Origin of the sequence: Rhodococcus sp. MS16 (assembly GCF_013277795.1) — a bacterium.
Taxonomy (GTDB): domain Bacteria; phylum Actinomycetota; class Actinomycetes; order Mycobacteriales; family Mycobacteriaceae; genus Rhodococcus_F; species Rhodococcus_F globerula.
The window spans coordinates 691,248-707,824 of sequence record NZ_VBTM01000004.1 but is presented as its reverse complement, the minus strand read 5'-3'; the positions used below and the strand labels follow the sequence as shown (position 1 = coordinate 707,824).

Sequence of the window (16,577 nt, the reverse complement as noted above, 5' to 3'; positions counted from 1 at the left end):
GTCCATACCTCTCACTCGCGCCAATACACGGCACGGAACCAGATCTCGGTCAACGTGGCGATGCATGCCTCGTCATCTACGCCTGCGGCGCCCCCGTTAGCCAGCTTCTCGTAACTGAACATGTTCAACATCCCCACAATCGCCGTGGCGGTGAGACGCGGATCGACGCCAGGGCAGTATCCCCGTTCCTGCGCAATGACGACTTCCTCGGCAATACCGGAAATAGCTTCGTCACAGAGCTCGTCCCAGACCCGAGCGAAGTCGTCGTTGACCATGGCGAGCTGAAAGACCCCCACCATCTCCGCAAGTCGCTCTCGGTATGTCTCCCAGTGGGCCCTGGCTGAAGCCTCTACACGCTGCCGCGGTTCGCGGCCGACCAGCTTCCGATTGGCCTGCGCACGCACACGCGCATCCACCTGGAACTGACGTGCCCAACTCTCGAGCAACGCCTCCTTGGATTCGTAGTAGTTGTAGAACGAGGCCGGCGATCTTCCGGCTTCCGCGAGAATGTCAGCCACGCGCATCTTGAGGAAGCCTTTCTTCGCGATCACCTTTCGTGCAGCCGCATCGATCGCTTCCAACGTCTCGCGGCCACGCTTTGTCGGTCGCGCCTTCTCAGGACCAGTCATGTGCGCACCCTTTCACGGCAGCCTTGGATCTCCAGCCGTCTTTCTACACCAGAAGCACGTTAAGGCTGCGCCCACTGCTCACTGCACGACCATTGTCCGCATATGAATCTGATGTTAGAATCATATTTTTACTCTGGAAGGGATGCCCATGAACTCGCCCCGTTTCGAAGTCCGCGGCTTCAACCATGTCGCGCTCGTCTGCTCGGATATGGAAAGGACGGTGGACTTCTACACCAACATCCTCGGCTTTCCGCTCGTAAAGACCGTCGATCTTCCCGACGGCATCGGACAACATTTCTTCTTCGACGTCGGCAACGGGAACTCACTAGCGTTCTTCTGGTTCACCGACGCTCCCGACGGCGTGCCAGGCATTTCCGCGCCGGTCGAGAAGCCCGGCTTCGGCGAATGGACGAGCGCTGTGAGTTCGCTCAATCACATCGCGTTCGATGTCCCACCGGAGAAGTTCCAGGACTATCGCCAGAAGCTGAAGGAATCAGGTGTCCGGGTGGGCCCTCTCGTGAATCACGACGACAGCCCTTCCCAGATCGCGACCGAGATGCACGACGGCGTGTACGTCCGCTCGTTCTACTTCCAGGACCCCGACGGCATACTCCTCGAGTTCGCATGCTGGATGCGTGCCTTCGGTCCGCACGACGTCTCACACACTCCGCGAACTGGAGCGGACCGCCGTAAGCCCGTATCCGTCAACGACTAGAGCCAGCACTGACTGAATACCGGAAGGACGGGCCGTGGCGCCGCGTACCCTGTTCGACAAGCTCTGGGACGAGCACGTTGTGGTTCGCGGCGAAACCGGCCCCGACCTGCTCTACGTCGACCTGCACTTGCTTCACGAAATGACGTCTCCACAAGCCTTCGAGGGACTCCGGGCCGCGGGCCGTCCAGTCCGTCGGCCGGATCTGACCATGGCGACGGAGGACCACAACGTACCTACCACCGGAGCTGGGTCTCCCATCTCGGATTCGATGAGCCGACTGCAATTGGAGTTGGTTCGCCGCAACTGCGCGGCCTTCGGTGTGCCACACAACCCCATGGACTCAGCCGGCAACGGCATCGTTCACGTCATCGGACCCGAGCAGGGCTTGACGCAGCCCGGCCTGACAATCGTGTGCGGCGATTCGCACACCTCCACCCACGGAGCGTTCGGCGCACTTGCATTCGGGATCGGAACGAGTCAGGTCGAGCACGTCATGGCGACACAAACACTCCGCATGGAGAAGCCGAATTCGATGCAGGTATGCGTCGACGGCCATCTCGACACCAGCGTGAGCGCAAAAGACCTCGCCCTGTACGTCGTTCGCACTCTAGGTCCCAACGGCGGCGCCGGAAGCGTCATCGAATACCGCGGAAGCGCGATTCGTTCGCTCAGCATGGAACAGCGAATGACCTTGTGCAACATGACTATCGAATGCGGCGCACGCGGCGGCCTGGTTGCCCCCGACGGCGTGACCTTTGCTTATCTGCGCGGCCGCAAGCACGCTCCGACAGGCGCTTTGTGGAACCAGGTGCTCACCTACTGGCAAACCTTGCAGACGGACGACGGCGCCCTCTTCGACTACACGCACGAATTGTCCGCCTCCGACGTCTCCCCCACGGTCACCTGGGGCACCATCCCCAGTCACTCGGTCTCGCTGGACGGCTTTGTCCCATCCCCCGACGACTACAGCGATCCCGCCGAGCGCGAAGCGGCGACACGCGCCCTTGCCTACATGGCCCTCGAGCCAGGAACGCCTATGCGCGACATAACAATTGACACTGTTTTCATCGGATCGTGTACCAACGGTCGGCTCGAAGACTTACGTGCGGCAGCCCAGGTTCTCACAGGCCGCACCGTTGCTCCCGGCGTCCGGGCCCTCGTCGTTCCCGGTTCACGAGCCGTTGCGGCGGCGGCCGAGGCTGAGGGCCTCGACCGGATCTTCACTCAGGCCGGATTTGCGTGGCGTTCCGCCGGGTGTTCGATGTGCACTGCCATGAACCCGGATGCACTTGGTCCCGGACAACGTTCGGCATCGACGACCAATCGGAATTTCGAGGGTCGCCAAGGCCCTGGGGCGCGGACTCACCTGGTATCGCCTGCAGTAGCGGCGATGACGGCAGTGCGCGGCCGGCTCAGCGGTCCTGGGGACCACTGAGCCGGCCGGTTTAACCACCGAGCCGGTCGCAACACTCGGCTCCGTCTGCCTATCGAACCCCGAATCCGGCTTCACGGGTTCGGACCAGTGCCGTCAGCGTCGCATTGACCGGCGCAAGCCGCCCCACCTTTGCGGCTTCTCGGGGAACAGCGCCGTTGATCGATCCGATCTCACTGACCCGCCCGGCTTCGTGATCGAGTAGCGCCGACGGTTTTGCTGCGGGCATCGCCGCACCGAAATCCCGTACGAAAGCGACCGGGTCTGCCACATCGATCGCGATATCGCGGGCCCTGGCTATCTCCCAGGTCTCCGTCGCGGCGGCCCGGCTGACCGGACCCATGTGCTCGTGATCGAGCACATCGCCCACGGTGAGACCGGTGAGCGCACACGGCGCACTGTATGCGACATTGCAGATCAGCTTCTCCCACTGCATCGCTGCGATGTCGGCCACAGCCAGCGCGTCGAATCCCGCTGTCCGCCACGCACCGGCAACCCTGTCGACGGCCTCGAACGAGAGATCTTCGTAAGCACCGAATCGCATCGCCCTCATCGCGTTGTGATTCACCCGGCCAGGAGCGATCAGCGACGCGCCGAAACCGCTTGCAATGCCCACAGCCAGTCGGTCTGCGCCGACGTGCCGAGCGACCTCGTCCGCCGATCCCAATCCGTTCTGAATCGTGAGCACCACGGTGTCGTCACCGATCAACATCCCGAGGGAGGCGGCGGCGCCGGCGACGTCGGCGGCCTTGACAGCGAGTACGACGAGATCAACCGACTCGTTCGGGATCGTCAGGAAAGCGCGCACAGGCACCACACGTTCCCCGTCCGGACCTGAAATTCGCAGACCCGAGGTTGAGATGGCCTGAACGTGATCTCCCCAGCGGTCCACCACCAGCACGTCGTGGCCGGCCCCAGACAAGCGGCCTGCGTACACGGAACCCATTGCGCCGCAACCTACTACTGCAATCTTCAGAGATTGGTTCATGTCACCAACTCCACGATTCTCTCGGCCAGACCCGACTTCGCCTCCAACCCGAACCCGGGGTTGTCCGCGGGTCGAATCAGTCCGTCGGCCAGGACACAATCGTCGCTGTAACCGCCGAACGGTTGGAAGACACCCGGATACGCTTCGCAACCGCCCAAACCCAACCCGACGACGATATGCAGATTCATCAGGTGCCCACCGTGGGGCATTGCGGCCGTTCGATCGAAGCCCCGGTGTTCCATCAGCGCAATCATTTCCGCGTACTCGGTCAGGCCGTAACTCAGTCCCGCATCCATCTGGAGGATGTCGCGATCCGGTCGTAGACCACCGAATCGGAGGAGGTTACCGACGTCTTGTGTGGAAAAAAGGTTCTCGCCAGTCGCGATCACGCCGTCGTAGACCTCGCACAGATCGCTGCACAGGGCGTAATCGAGCGGATCGACCGCCTCCTCGTACCAGCGCAGACCATAGGGGGCGAGCGCCTCGGCGTATTTCAAGGCTTGGTCACGGTCGAAACGACCGTTTGCATCGACCGCCAGATGTCGTCCGCTCCCGGTGACCTCGATGGCAGCATCGATCCGGCGCAGATCCTCGCCGAGTTCGACCCCACCGATCTTGATCTTGACGGCCGAGTATCCGGCAGCCCGGTAACCGGCGATCTCAGCTCGCAATCTCCCCAGGTCGTCGATGTCCTGGTAGTAACCTCCGGCGGCGTAGACCGGCGCACCCGAAGCCAGCGGCGTCCGGCCGTATGCTCGCGCGATCGTCTGGTAAACCGGTTCATCGTGGTACTTGGCGAGCACGTCCCACACCGCCAGTTCGATCGCACTCGCCGCCGCCGCGCGGTCTCCGTGACCTCCTGGCTTCTCGTCTGTGCGGGCGACCTTCAGAACCCGAGCAGGATCCAGCAACCCGGTGGTCGGCGACAGCAGAGTGTCCGGGTCTGCCTCGAGGACCCGCGGAATCATCCGTTCGCGCAGAATACCGCCCTGCGAGTGCCTCCCGATCGAGTTGAAGGCAACACCCACCAACGGACGCCCGTTCCGAATTATGTCGGTGACAACGGCGACAAGGGACACCTTGTGCCGATCGAAGCTGACAACCGCGTTCGAGATGGCGCCGACCAGCGGCACATCAAGCTCGCGGATCTCGGTGATCCTCAATTTTCCTCCATAGCTGTTCTGAGCTAGCTGTTCTCAACGACGCCGCTGCATCGACACGTTGAAGTCGAATCGATCGCCCGGGTGTATCGACACCGTCACCTGGGCTACCGCCCCCGAGCTCTCTACATATCTGCGGGTGATTTCGAGGCAGGGCGAACCCGCCTCGGCACGCAATAGATCGGCAAGGTCGTTCGGCAAGGCGCACGCACGGATTCGCTGCTCGACGCGATCGGTCAGGCGCCCGGTACACCGCTCGACGATCTCGTTGATGAGACCGTCCGGGCGTTCGAGGCGGTCTCCGACGGTAGCGGCGACGTCAGGATCGAGGTACACGTCCGTGTGGCACACCGGGCTCTCTTCACCGAGATCACCGAGGCGCAACATCCGGATGCGCGCCCACCGATCACCGGCATGGCCGCCGATCTGCTCAGCCAACAGCTGATCGGCAACCACGCCGTCTCGAGTCAGCACCAGCCGTCGAGTCTCGACCGAGTACTGCAGCAAATCGTTCATGTTCGTGACGGTGCGCGAATATCCGCCGGTGGGCTGGATGGATTCCACCGTTGTCCCGATCTTGCGTCGCCGCGACACCATGCCCAAGCTCTCCAGGGAACCCAACGCCGAACGGACCGTGGCTCGGGACACTGCGTAGCTGTCGGCGAGGCTTATCTCCGTCGGCAGCTTCGAGCCCACCGGATACGACCCGTCCTCGATCCGTCGGGCGAGTGAACGCGCTACCTCCTCATACCGAGCTACCACTTATCTTTTCCTCCCGGTCGTGGGGATTCATGCGATCCCCCGCTCATGTTGCGCCCAATAGGGCCTGCGCAGCTCACGTTTGAGAAGCTTGCCACTGGGGTTTCGCGGTAGTTCGGCCACGATGTCAACCGACGTGGGGCACTTGTAGTGCGCCAGATGCTGCCGGCAGTAGGAGATCACGTCGCTCACATCCAGGCCCTCGCGGGTGGGCACAATCACGGCTTTCACCGTCTCACCCCAACGCTCGTGCGGCACTGCGATCACGGCGGCGTCGCGCACAGCGGGATGCGCCATGAGCACGTTCTCCACTTCCACCGGATACACGTTCTCCCCGCCGGAGACAATCATGTCCTTGACCCGGTCGCAGAGAAACAGATACCCGTCTTCGTCGAGGTAGCCCGCGTCTCCAGTCCGGAACCAACCGTCGCCACTGAGCACTGCGGCTAGTTCATCCGGCTGGTTGTGGTATCCCGTCAACAGCATCTCGCTGCGTGTCCACACCTCGCCGGTCGCACCCACCGATACCCGTTCCCCCGTGACAGGGTCGAAGACACCCATTTCGACGCCGCGCACAGGCCGACCGGCCGACGCGAGCAGCAGGCCGCCGCCGCGATGATCCTCTGCATCGAGAATCGTTATCGGACCGCAAGTTTCGGTCATTCCATAGGCTTGCATGAGGTCACAGCCGAAGACGTCCTGCGCAACCGAGGCAACGGTGGGCGACATCGGCGAACCGCCATAGATCAGGGTCCGCAACTCCGGGTACGTCGAGCGGCGCGCACTCTCGTGCTCGACCAACATCTGCACCACGGCGGGCACTGTCAAAGCGTGGTTGACAGCGCCCCCGGCCAGGACGGGCAGCACCAACTCCGGACGGACGTCGAGAACGTGGTGCGAACCGGCGCCAAGCCCGAGACAGTAGAAGATCCAACCGGTGCCGGAAATATGGAAGTTCGGCGCCGGAACCATGACAACGTCTCCCGGGTGGATCTGCCAGGGTGGGTTGGACGCAAGATTGGCAGCGATCGCCCGGTTGGACAGCTGCACACCCTTGGGCCGACCGGATGTTCCCGACGTATAAACCATGAGCGCGATATCGTCCGGGCCGGCGGCGGGTGTCACAGGCTCCTCGGAAAACTGCGCCAGCCAATTCTCGAAATCCTGTGGCTGTGCATCCGGGACGAGTAGGCGGGTACGGCCGTCCTCCGGTACCGGATATCCGAACTGCGGCATAAATTCTGCCTCGACCACGATCGCATCCAGGTCCGCATCCGCGACTATCTCTTGCATCTCCCGGCGGCTCAGCCGCCAATTAAGTGGCGTAGCAGCGGCTTTCACCAAGGAAGCTGCAGCAAGCACCACTCCCCACGACACTGCACTCTTTCCCGCAAAACCGACGCCACGGATGGTGGCACTATCAGGCACCAAAACAGCGAAGCCGTTGGCGAGCCGACTGCTGTGCCGATACCACTCACCAAAGGTATGTGCGGCAACGCCTTCGACGGCAATACCAGGTGAATCGGGCCTTTCCTGTGACCAGTACTCGAGCATTCGTCCGATTGAATAATGATGATCCATGTTCTCCTCGTCCTCTTATACGCGCAGCTGAAGGGCCGTTCAGGCGGAACCGGCTACCAGGCGCTCGCGCAGTTCGACTTTGCGCACCTTGCCCAGAGCATTGCGCGGCAGCTCTGTGATGTGTTCGATCGAGGACGGACACTTGAACCCCGCCAGCCGTTCTCGGCAATGGCTGTCCAGTTCGCCGACATCCGGGACGACACCCGCTGCGCACACGACGAACGCCACCGGGGTCTCACCCCACTTCGGATGCGGCCGTGCAACGACTGCGACGTCGACAACTGCCGGGTGGTCGAGCAGTGCCCGCTCGATTTCGGCGGGGTACACGTTCTCGCCGCCGCTGATGATCATGTCTTTCGAACGTCCGACGATCCGGAGGAAGTTGTCCTCGTCGAGCACTGCCATGTCGCCCGTCCGGTACCAGCCGTCACTGGTGAAGGCTGCTTCGGTCTCGCCGGGATTTCGCCAGTACTCGCGGATGACATTCTCGCTACGAACCCACAACTCGCCGGGTGCGCCCGTCGGTTGCGCGTTCCCGGCGGGATCGACGATCCGCGCCTCCCATCCCTGCGAGATCTGGCCCGCGGTAGCGAGCCGAGCGCTCCCCGGGACATGATCCTCCGGTCGCAGGACCGACAGGAAACCCTGGAGTTCGGTGCTGCCGTAGATTTGTCGGAACCGTCGGCAGATCACACGAAGCGCCCTCTCGAGCAGCTCCGATTCGATCGGGGCAGCGCCGTACTGCACTTCGAGCAGGCTCGACAGATCTGCGTCCTGTGTGGTCCGCTCCATCGTGTCAACGAGCATCTCGACGATAGTCGGGGCGGCGGTGAAGAAGTTGATCCGCTCGCGCCCGATCACGTTGATGACGCGGTCGATGTCGACACCGTCGTGAATGAAGAGCGTTCCTCCGGTGAGGAAGCACTGCATCGCCTGGGCGAACCCTGCGAGGTGGAACAGCGGCATCATCACCAGGTGGCGACTGCCTCGCTGCTGGTCGCCGATGTCGATCGCGAACCCCGCGAGCCCCCGGATGAGGGCGCCGTGATCGAGCGGGATGATCTTGGGCAGACCGGTGGTTCCACTACTGTGCATGAGGAACGCCGCCTGATCGGCACGCAACCGATCCCGTGGATACGGCGCCGGTGGTTCGCCGCAGCAATCCGCTCCCGTCCAGCCCTCACTCTTCGCTCCTGAAACCACACGGACGAGATCGTCTCGGTTCTCCATGACGGACTGATAGGCCTGGTCGACGAAAATACCTGCGGGCGTGGCAGTATCGAGCAAACGATCGATTTCGTGCGCAGTCATTCGCCAGTTCACGAGCAACGGCAGCGCTCCGAGTCTCATGAGACCCAATGTCTGAACCAGAAATTCGGCGCTGTTGCGTGCGATCACCGCCACAACGTCGTCCGGCCGAATGCCGCGTGCCCACCACTGCGCAGCAGTGCGCTCGACGCGGGCTCGAAACTGTCGGTAGGTCAACTGCTCCCGATCGTCGCTCACGGCCAGCGCGTCCGGATCGGATGTGGCACGCCAGTCAAGGACATGCAGCCAGGTGTACATCAGACGGTCTCCTTCTCCTGGTGTGGTTCGGGCGTCGGGTCAGGCTCAGGCGGCGGCGCGAGTTCTTGCTTCGGCCCAGGTCTGGAGCCCGCGCGGTGCGTCGGTCCGAGCAGCCATCCGAGAACTCGATCGAGCCCACCGCGGGCAAACATGATCACGAGAATCAGTAGACCGCAGTAGACGAAAACGCTCATGACGTTTGCGTCGATGCCGCCTTGTCCTACTGGCACGAGAAAGGGAATGTTGCCGGCGAACTGCCCGAGCACCCGCGGCAGTGCGGTGACGAACACCGCGCCGGCAATGGCGCCGCGCAGGCTGCCGAGACCACCGATGATGATGATGACCAGGTAATCGGTCGACAGCAGGAACCCGAACGCCTGTGGAGTGATGAACTGAATCGTCACTGCAAGAAGGACACCCGCAATACCGGCGTATACGGAGGCGACGAAGAATGCCGCAGCCTTGTTCCGGCCTACGTTGACACCCATCGCCGAGGCCGCCACTTCGCTCTCACGCACCATGGACAGAGCCAGGCCGGGCCTGGCCTGAACAATTCTGCGAGCCGCAATGTACGCAACTGCTACGAGTGCGATTCCGAGCAACCACAGTTTCTCCACCGCGCCGAAGGGCACACCGAGCACATTCCACGGTTCGCTGTCACCGAAATTCACGCCGAGGATCTCGAATTCCGGGACAGCTCTGCCGATGTAGCCACCGCTCAATTGTTCGACCTCGTTGAGAAAGTGAACCCAGATGAACACAAGCCCGATGGTGACGACCGCCAGATAGAGTCCGGTTACCCGACTCGACAACGGGCTGAGCAGCAGGCCCCCGATCCCCGCGGTGAGCACTGCCCCGACGGCTGCGACCGCAGGCGGCAAACCCAGGCCCCAGACATTGTCACCGGGTGGGCTCGCCAATGTGACGTACCCGTAGGCGCCGATACCGACGAAGACCGCATGCGCCAACGAAATCTGCCCCGCCACGCCCACGAGCATCGCCAAACCCATCGCAGCGATCGCTGCCGCCATCGCCAAACCGCCTAGTTGCAACCAGAACTCGCCGACGAAGTACGGCGCGATGACCAGTGCGACCACAAGACCCACCACGAGGAAACGTCCTCTAGACACGGGCCACCTGCTTTGTGCTGAACAGCCCCTCGGAACGCACCAGCAGGACGACCAGCAGAAGAATCCAGGCGCTGATACCCGAAAGGTTGTGCGCCCACCCGCCCAAAGAACTCTCGTAGGTTGCCGCAAACGCCTCCGTCAGGCCGAGCATCAATCCGCCGACCAGCGCGCCGGTGACCGATCCCAGACCGCCGATAACGGCAGCCGGGAAAGCGCGAAATGCTGTGTCCGCCAAGGACGGTGCAACACCTGCAGCCGGGAAGGACGCAAGGAACAACCCTGCGAGAACGGCCAGTGCACCACCAATCGCCCAGCTCGTCCACGAGACACGCGACAAACGCACGCCCATCAACTTGGCAACCTCCGCATCCTGGTTGCTCACCCGCATTGCCAGCCCCCAGTTGGTAAAGCGGAACAAGAGCAGAAACACCGCGATCGCAGCTACCGCAACGCCGAGCGCAATGAGCCGGGACGCAGGCATCGTAATCATCCCGAACTCGACGATGCGATCCCCGACCGGATCATTCAGTGGCCACGTTTCCGCTCCGAGACGACGGCTGACTTCGGTGACGATCAGCAAATTCACGCCGAGAGTAAGAATCGTCAGAGTTACGTGGTCCTGTGTTCGTGATTGACGAATGAAAACGACGTCGGTGACGATCGCGACCAGCGCTCCCACCGCCAACCCGGCTAGGACACCGACCAGATATCCATGCGATTCGCTGACGAGTGCCGCCACGAAAACGCCGGAGAGCAGGAACCCGCCGTGGGCGAAATTGAGGATCCCGGTGGCTCGGTAGATGACCACGAATCCTAGGGCCATCACGGCATACAGCGCGCCGAGTGAGACCCCACCGGCCAAGGCATTCAAGAAACTATCCACGAGAAGTCCTCTCGACTTCGAACGGCGCCTCACTACCGAGGTATGCGGCGATGACAGCGGGATCTCGTTGCACCACTTCAGGTGCGGCGTCGGCAATTACCCTGCCGGACTGCAATACGGTGATGTGGTCGGAGAGACCGAGAACCAAGTCCATGTCGTGCTCGACGAGAAGCACGGTCAGATCGAAGCGATCGCGGCATTCCAGTATCTGCTCACCCAGGGCCCACGATTCGGCATCGTTCATTCCGGCAACAGGCTCGTCGAGTAACAGCAGCGACGGCTGCGCACACAAAGCGCGGGCGATCTCCACCTTCTTTCGGATGCCGTAAGGCAACGGACCCACGGACTGGTCGAGGTACTTCTCGATTCCCAGCGCCTCCGCCATCGTGCGAACGACTTCGTCGTCCTCAGTCCTCTCACGACGCGCTGACGGGAGAGCAAGCGCAGCGGCGAACATCCCAGTGCGCGTGCGGTGGTGGCGACCGACACGAAGTGTGTCCGCCACTGTCAGATGCGGCGGGAGCACCAGATTCTGGAACGTACGGGCAATTCCGTGGGTGATGATCTGGTGCTGTGGCACTGTATCTAGCCGCACGTCACCGAAACGAACCATGCCCGACGCCAGGGGATACAGCGCAGTGAGTGCGTTGAAACACGTCGATTTCCCGGCCCCGTTCGGCCCGATCAACGAATGAATCGTGCCCCGCCGGATGGCAAACGAGACATCATCGAGTGCAAGAACGCCGCCGAACCGAACCGTGAGTCCCTCGGCCGTGAGAAGGTTTCCGTCTACTTCACTCATCACCCCGGCCCCCTGCCTTGGTCAGCACGGCGGAACCGTGGGCGGTGGTCTTACCCAGTGTGAGCTCGAGGAGCATGTCGGAATCGATCAGGTCTGCGGCCGGCCCCTGCGCGGCCATGGTACCGCCGTTGAGGACGTACGCATGGTGCGCGACGGAGAGTGCAAGCCTCGTATTCTGTTCAACCAGTAGGACACTCGTCCCGTCCGCATTCACCTGTGTAATCGTGTCCATGATCTGCCGAGCGACGAGAGGAGCCAGACCCAACGACGGCTCATCCATCAGTAATACCTTCGGCTCACTCATCAGCGCCCGTCCGATTGCGAGCATCTGCTGCTCTCCACCGGACAGCAGGCCGGCGGTTTGGCCGGCCCTCTCTACGAGGATCGGAAACAGTTCGCGGACCCGGCGCAGGCTGGCCGCCACGCGGGACCGCGAACGCACCGACAACGCGCCGGCCATGAGGTTCTCCTGGACCGTCAGCTGCGCGAAGATTCGACGCCCTTCAGGCACCTGAACGATGCCGTGTCGAACGATCTTGTCTGCATTGCTCCGATCGAGGTCCAGACCCTCGCCGCGCACCGTCCCGGCGACCACCTGTCCGCCTTGGGCACCGAGAATTCCCGAGAGTGCCCGCAGGAGTGTCGTTTTACCCGCACCGTTATTCCCGATCAGCGCAACGATCTGTCCCTCGTCGACGCGCAGGTTCACGTCGTGGAATACCTTCGCAGAACCGTAACTCACTGCAAGGGAATCGACTTCGATCATCGTGGCCCTCCTCGTCCTACACTCACTTGGTGTAGCTCTTGTCGGCGGCGTACTTCACTGCAGCGGCGCTGGCGGTGGGAGTCTGCGCAATCACGGTTCCACCCTTGGCATTCGGATCCGGCACGAGAATGAACGACTCCAGCGACGGCGCCGTTCCTGGGTTGGAGAAATCGAGGTCGACAGCGAGACCGTCGGTGTCGATTACTCCCACTTTGCTCATGGCTGTGGTGATGCCCTGCGGAGTCAGATCCTTGTCCTCACACGCCTGGTTCAGGCCCTTTTCGAGCAGTTGCGCCATCAGATACCCGGCGGCAGCAGGTGCGGTTGCCGCGCGGTCGCCGTACTTGGCCTCCCAGGCGGCGAGAAGTTCCTGGACCGGCGCCGCATCAGAACTGAACGGTGCACTGTTCGAGGTCAGGACAACGTGATCGACAAGCGCATCACGGGCCGGCCCCGCCAGGTCGCCACTTGACAGCAAGTTGGTGGCTTGAATCACGACGTCGTATCCGCCGGCCTTCGCGACAGCAGCAGCCGAAACGGTTTGTGCGCTCGCGGTGCCCATGACTATCGCCTTGGCACCCGCCTGGCGCAAAGTGTTGACCTGCGCGGTCGCGTCGGTAGCCGTGCTGTCGATCTTTGTGTTCTCCACCTTCAGACCGAACTGTTGCGCTGCACCGGCCACCCCGTTTGTCACCGCTACACCGATGCCGTTGGGATACGCGATGACACCGATCGTGTCGCCCTCCTTGAGGATCCCTTTCTCCACGAGGTAGGCAACACCGTTGACAGCTTCGACGTCGTACGGCGCCCCCGGCATGAAGGCCTGCGGCACGGTCAGGAGCACCGGATCGTACGAACCTGCCAATACGGCGAGTCCGTCCTGAGCGAGCTTGGGCCCGAGCGTCACCGCGTCAGTTCCCGGCGACAGATTGACAATTCCCGCGATATCCGTCCGCAGCGACGTGTACTGCGTCATCGTCTCCTGCGAGTTGTACTTGTTGTCACGCGATTCGATCCGCAATTCACGATCGCAGACTCCACCGCCGGCATTGACCTTGTCGAACCACAGTTGGATGCCTGCAACCCCGTCCTGGCCAAGACCGCCGATCGGTCCACTGAGAGGGACCAGCGCACCGAGGGTGATGGCATCGGACGTCACGCCGACGCCTGCCTTCACGCCGCCCGATTCTCCCGAGTCGGCATTGTCGGTCGCCTTCGAGGAGCAGCCGGCGATGGCAAGTGCGATCACTAGCGTCGGACCGAGGACCTTGAGCTTGTTCTTCATTCGTTCTCCAGGACAGTTGGTGGACGGGATGAAACAGGGCAAGCGGTTGTGGCACACCGACAATCCGAGCCGGCAGCCAGGACGCAGTCATTTCGCGTCAGATATAAATCTAAGTTCAGGTTTAGATATAAGCGTGAGCCAGTTCACAAGTCAAGGTGCGTACCAAAGAATTTTCGGTCTGAATTGAAATATGCAGCTCAAAGCCAAATTTGCGATCCACATTCGTCAGCTATAGGTACGTACCAATAGATTTCAGCGGAGCTATGTCACGTCATCGGTTGCGTGCATGTCGAACCCACCCGTGCCAGACTCCGAAGTAGGCCCGATTACCGATCGAGTGCGGAGGACGTCAAATGACAACATCCAACACGCCGGCGGATTGGCCAGCACTGCGTGTGAACGACTGGACCGACACGCGCGACACCCTGCACATGTGGGTGCAGATCGTGGGAAAGATCCGACTCGCATGTTCACCACTGGTCAACCACTGGTGGCAGGTCACGCTCTATGTCACTCCGCGAGGGTTGACCACATCGTCCATCCCCTACGGCGACCGCATTTTCGATATCGAGTTCGATTTCTGCGAACACCAGCTACGCATCCGCGATAGCTCCGGGGCGTCACACGAGATTCCACTCGAACCTCAATCGGTATCGACGTTCTATGCACGCACGATGGAAGCACTACGCGCCCTGGGCATTTCAGTGGAAATTCAGCCAACACCGAATGAAGTCGAGCCGGCGCTTCCGTTTGCCGACGATCACGTCCACTGCTCCTACGACGCCGAAGCCGTCCACTTGTTCTGGCGCCAACTCGTTCAGGCCGACCGCGTCATCGCGTCGTTCCGTGCGGGATTCATCGGAAAGGTATCTCCGGTCCATTTCTTCTGGGGCGCAATGGACCTCGCCTGTACACGATTCTCCGGACGCACTGCGCCACCACATCCAGGGGGAGCCCCCAACTGTGGCGACTGGGTGATGGTGGAAGGTTACTCTCACGAATTGAGCAGCTGCGGCTTCTGGCCCGGCGGCGGCGAGGAAGGCGCGTTCTACTCGTACTCGTACCCCGCACCTGCTGCGTTCGAGGGTTATCGCGTCGAACCGTCGGCAGCGTTCTACAGCAACGATTTCGGTCAGTTTCTTCTGCCGTACGAAGCAGTCCGGACGGCCACCGACCCGGACGCGACACTGCTTGCGTTTCTACAGACCACCTACGCTGCTGCCGCCGATTCGGGGCGCTGGGACAGAGCCTCGTTGGAGAGCGACCCCCATCGCTGGGGATCGCGGCGATAACTATCGCGCTACGGTCCACCGCGACAGCGCTGCCGGCCAACCCTCTTCTCCCTCTCGAGAAGTAGAACTCCCTGCCCACGCTACGTAACCGTCGGGCCGGACCAGTAGCGCCGGTCCGTCGTCCATGCGTTGCGCTTCGACGAGTAGATCTGGTCCCGGTTTCTGCATCGTCGAGGTGTTCGCGCGCTCACGGATGAGAGCAAAACCCGGCAGGCGCTGCAGTTCCGTGAGTCGCCCTTCGTGTAGCGGCACTTCCGTCGCACGAGTCCCGACCAGATCACTCTGTCCGTCCGGCGGGGGATAACGTAGCTCAGTGCCTGCAAAACTGCCGGCGACGAGGTCACGCACCTTCGGGATCGACAGAATATGCGCAGCAAGGCGATCGCGCATGAACCTGACTGGGCGCGGATGCAAGGTGACGGCGCGCATCATCAGCCCCGACCGCCGAACCACTTGCTTCCCGATCGGGTGCCGCTCGCGGTGATAGGTATCCAGGATCGAATCGTCGGCACCCGCCAATACAGCGCCGAGTTTCCAGGCCAGGTTCACACCATCTTGAATTCCGGTGTTCATTCCTTGTGCGCCCATCGGCGAGTGCACGTGCGCTGCGTCGCCCACCAGAAACACCCTGCCGCTGCGATAGTCGCGAACCTGACGCTCGTCGCAATGGAAACGCGAATGCCAGCCAACGTCGACGACGCCCACATCGCGTCCCATGGCCCGGTTCAGCGCACCCACGATCTCGGCCTCGCCCACCGGATCGCTATCGGGAACCTGACGCTGTCGATCCCAGGTCATCGAGCGATACCACGCACCGTCGCTCTCCTCCTTCCCGTAGGGCGCGAGGAATCCGAACTCACGTGGAGTGTCCCCCAGCGTGAGGCCACCGTCGTGCGGTCCGGCGGTCAGTTTCACGTCAGCCAACACCACTGACGACAGCACGGATTTCCCGGGGAAATCCATCCCGACCAGACCGCGAACCGTACTGTGGGCGCCGTCCGCCCCAACGACGTATTCGGCGCGCCACGTCATCGTGGACGAAGGGTTGTCATCGTCTTTGGCACGAGCAGTGAGGGTGACTCCGGCGTCGTCCTGAACGAGATCGACAAGCGCGATACCACGGTGAATGTCTGCTCCCTGGTCCTTGGCATAGAGTTCGAGGGCTTGGTCGACGTTGGTCTGCGGGGTAATCATGGCGAACCGGTAGCGAGATCTCAGGTGGGTGAGGTCCAGCTTTGCACCCTTGAAAAGGTTGATCCCCGGGGTGGTCGTGCTGGTCGCAAGTAGCTGGTCGGCGAGTCCACGCGCGTCGAGCAACTCCAGTGTTCGCGCCATCGTTGCAAACGCCCGGCTGGACGGGTTGATCGTCGGCCACTTCTCCACTACAGCCACCGAGCGCCCCAGCCGCGCAAGATCACCAGCCACGGTCATACCTGCTGGGCCACCACCGACCACCACTACGTCGACGTTGCGATCCATCGTCAAACCTCCCACGCCGTCGTCCCAAGGTGTGTCGCAGCCGAGTTTCGGTTAATTCTTCGCTGATGGACGCGGTTTTTGCAGTCTTCCCACAGCGGCCGGCAAAACGT

At 62.1% G+C, this 16,577-nt stretch carries 15 protein-coding genes; 3 read left to right on the top strand and 12 right to left on the bottom strand.

All coding sequences use genetic code 11. The features are described 5' to 3' along the window. Window positions 1-11 precede the first annotated feature (11 nt). The gene (locus FEZ60_RS12720) at window positions 12-629 is read right to left on the bottom strand and encodes a TetR/AcrR family transcriptional regulator (RefSeq protein WP_033230803.1); all 618 of its coding nucleotides are present in this window, start codon (window positions 627-629) and stop codon (window positions 12-14) included. Between the two features lie 142 nt (window positions 630-771). Between FEZ60_RS12720 and FEZ60_RS12715 the strand changes: the two genes are divergently transcribed. Then, window positions 772-1,344 carry a VOC family protein gene (locus tag FEZ60_RS12715; RefSeq protein ID WP_033230804.1) on the top strand — a complete coding sequence of 191 codons (573 nt, stop codon included), beginning with the start codon at window positions 772-774 and terminating at the stop codon, window positions 1,342-1,344. Between the two features lie 34 nt (window positions 1,345-1,378). Next, window positions 1,379-2,779 carry a 3-isopropylmalate dehydratase large subunit gene (gene leuC / locus FEZ60_RS12710; RefSeq protein ID WP_346343352.1) on the top strand — a complete coding sequence of 467 codons (1,401 nt, stop codon included), beginning with the start codon at window positions 1,379-1,381 and terminating at the stop codon, window positions 2,777-2,779. A 49-nt stretch (window positions 2,780-2,828) separates the two neighbouring features. On the opposite strand, the gene FEZ60_RS12705 is transcribed toward leuC, so the two are convergent. The 10 genes from FEZ60_RS12705 to FEZ60_RS12660 all read right to left on the bottom strand — a co-directional run bounded on the left by FEZ60_RS12705 (window position 2,829) and on the right by FEZ60_RS12660 (window position 13,696). Further along, the gene (locus FEZ60_RS12705; protein WP_045071022.1) at window positions 2,829-3,752 is read right to left on the bottom strand and encodes a 2-dehydropantoate 2-reductase; all 924 of its coding nucleotides are present in this window, start codon (window positions 3,750-3,752) and stop codon (window positions 2,829-2,831) included. An 8-nt stretch (window positions 3,753-3,760) separates the two neighbouring features. After that, the gene (locus FEZ60_RS12700) at window positions 3,761-4,927 is read right to left on the bottom strand and encodes an enolase C-terminal domain-like protein (protein ID WP_033230806.1); all 1,167 of its coding nucleotides are present in this window, start codon (window positions 4,925-4,927) and stop codon (window positions 3,761-3,763) included. 33 nt (window positions 4,928-4,960) lie between these two features. Further along, the gene (locus FEZ60_RS12695) at window positions 4,961-5,686 is read right to left on the bottom strand and encodes a GntR family transcriptional regulator (protein ID WP_033230807.1); all 726 of its coding nucleotides are present in this window, start codon (window positions 5,684-5,686) and stop codon (window positions 4,961-4,963) included. A 27-nt stretch (window positions 5,687-5,713) separates the two neighbouring features. After that, window positions 5,714-7,237, bottom strand: coding sequence for an AMP-binding protein (locus tag FEZ60_RS12690; protein ID WP_242484592.1), 1,524 nt, complete (start codon window positions 7,235-7,237; stop codon window positions 5,714-5,716). A 66-nt stretch (window positions 7,238-7,303) separates the two neighbouring features. Further along, a complete protein-coding gene (locus FEZ60_RS12685) occupies window positions 7,304-8,830 on the bottom strand; it encodes an AMP-binding protein (RefSeq protein WP_172936189.1) in 1,527 nt (508 codons plus the stop codon). Continuing rightward, entirely contained in the window at window positions 8,830-9,960 is a 1,131-nt protein-coding gene (locus FEZ60_RS12680; protein WP_033230810.1) for a branched-chain amino acid ABC transporter permease, read from the bottom strand. Before FEZ60_RS12680 ends, FEZ60_RS12685 begins: the two co-directional genes overlap by 1 nt. Further along, complete coding sequence (locus FEZ60_RS12675; protein ID WP_033230811.1) at window positions 9,953-10,843, bottom strand: branched-chain amino acid ABC transporter permease; 891 nt, start codon at window positions 10,841-10,843, stop codon at window positions 9,953-9,955. The genes FEZ60_RS12680 and FEZ60_RS12675 overlap by 8 nt, the downstream gene beginning before the upstream one ends. After that, on the bottom strand, window positions 10,836-11,645 hold the full coding sequence (locus tag FEZ60_RS12670; protein ID WP_033230812.1) for an ABC transporter ATP-binding protein: 810 nt from the start codon (window positions 11,643-11,645) through the stop codon (window positions 10,836-10,838). Before FEZ60_RS12670 ends, FEZ60_RS12675 begins: the two co-directional genes overlap by 8 nt. Beyond that, entirely contained in the window at window positions 11,638-12,411 is a 774-nt protein-coding gene (locus tag FEZ60_RS12665; RefSeq protein ID WP_033230813.1) for an ABC transporter ATP-binding protein, read from the bottom strand. Before FEZ60_RS12665 ends, FEZ60_RS12670 begins: the two co-directional genes overlap by 8 nt. A gap of 22 nt (window positions 12,412-12,433) precedes the next feature. Then, a complete protein-coding gene (locus FEZ60_RS12660; RefSeq protein ID WP_033230814.1) occupies window positions 12,434-13,696 on the bottom strand; it encodes an ABC transporter substrate-binding protein in 1,263 nt (420 codons plus the stop codon). A 353-nt stretch (window positions 13,697-14,049) separates the two neighbouring features. Between FEZ60_RS12660 and FEZ60_RS12655 the strand changes: the two genes are divergently transcribed. Then, window positions 14,050-14,988 (top strand): DUF5996 family protein, encoded by a 939-nt coding sequence (locus tag FEZ60_RS12655; protein ID WP_033230815.1) that lies wholly within the window; start codon window positions 14,050-14,052, stop codon window positions 14,986-14,988. On the opposite strand, the gene FEZ60_RS12650 is transcribed toward FEZ60_RS12655, so the two are convergent. Continuing rightward, complete coding sequence (locus FEZ60_RS12650; protein WP_172936188.1) at window positions 14,989-16,467, bottom strand: FAD-dependent monooxygenase; 1,479 nt, start codon at window positions 16,465-16,467, stop codon at window positions 14,989-14,991. Window positions 16,468-16,577 lie beyond the last annotated feature (110 nt).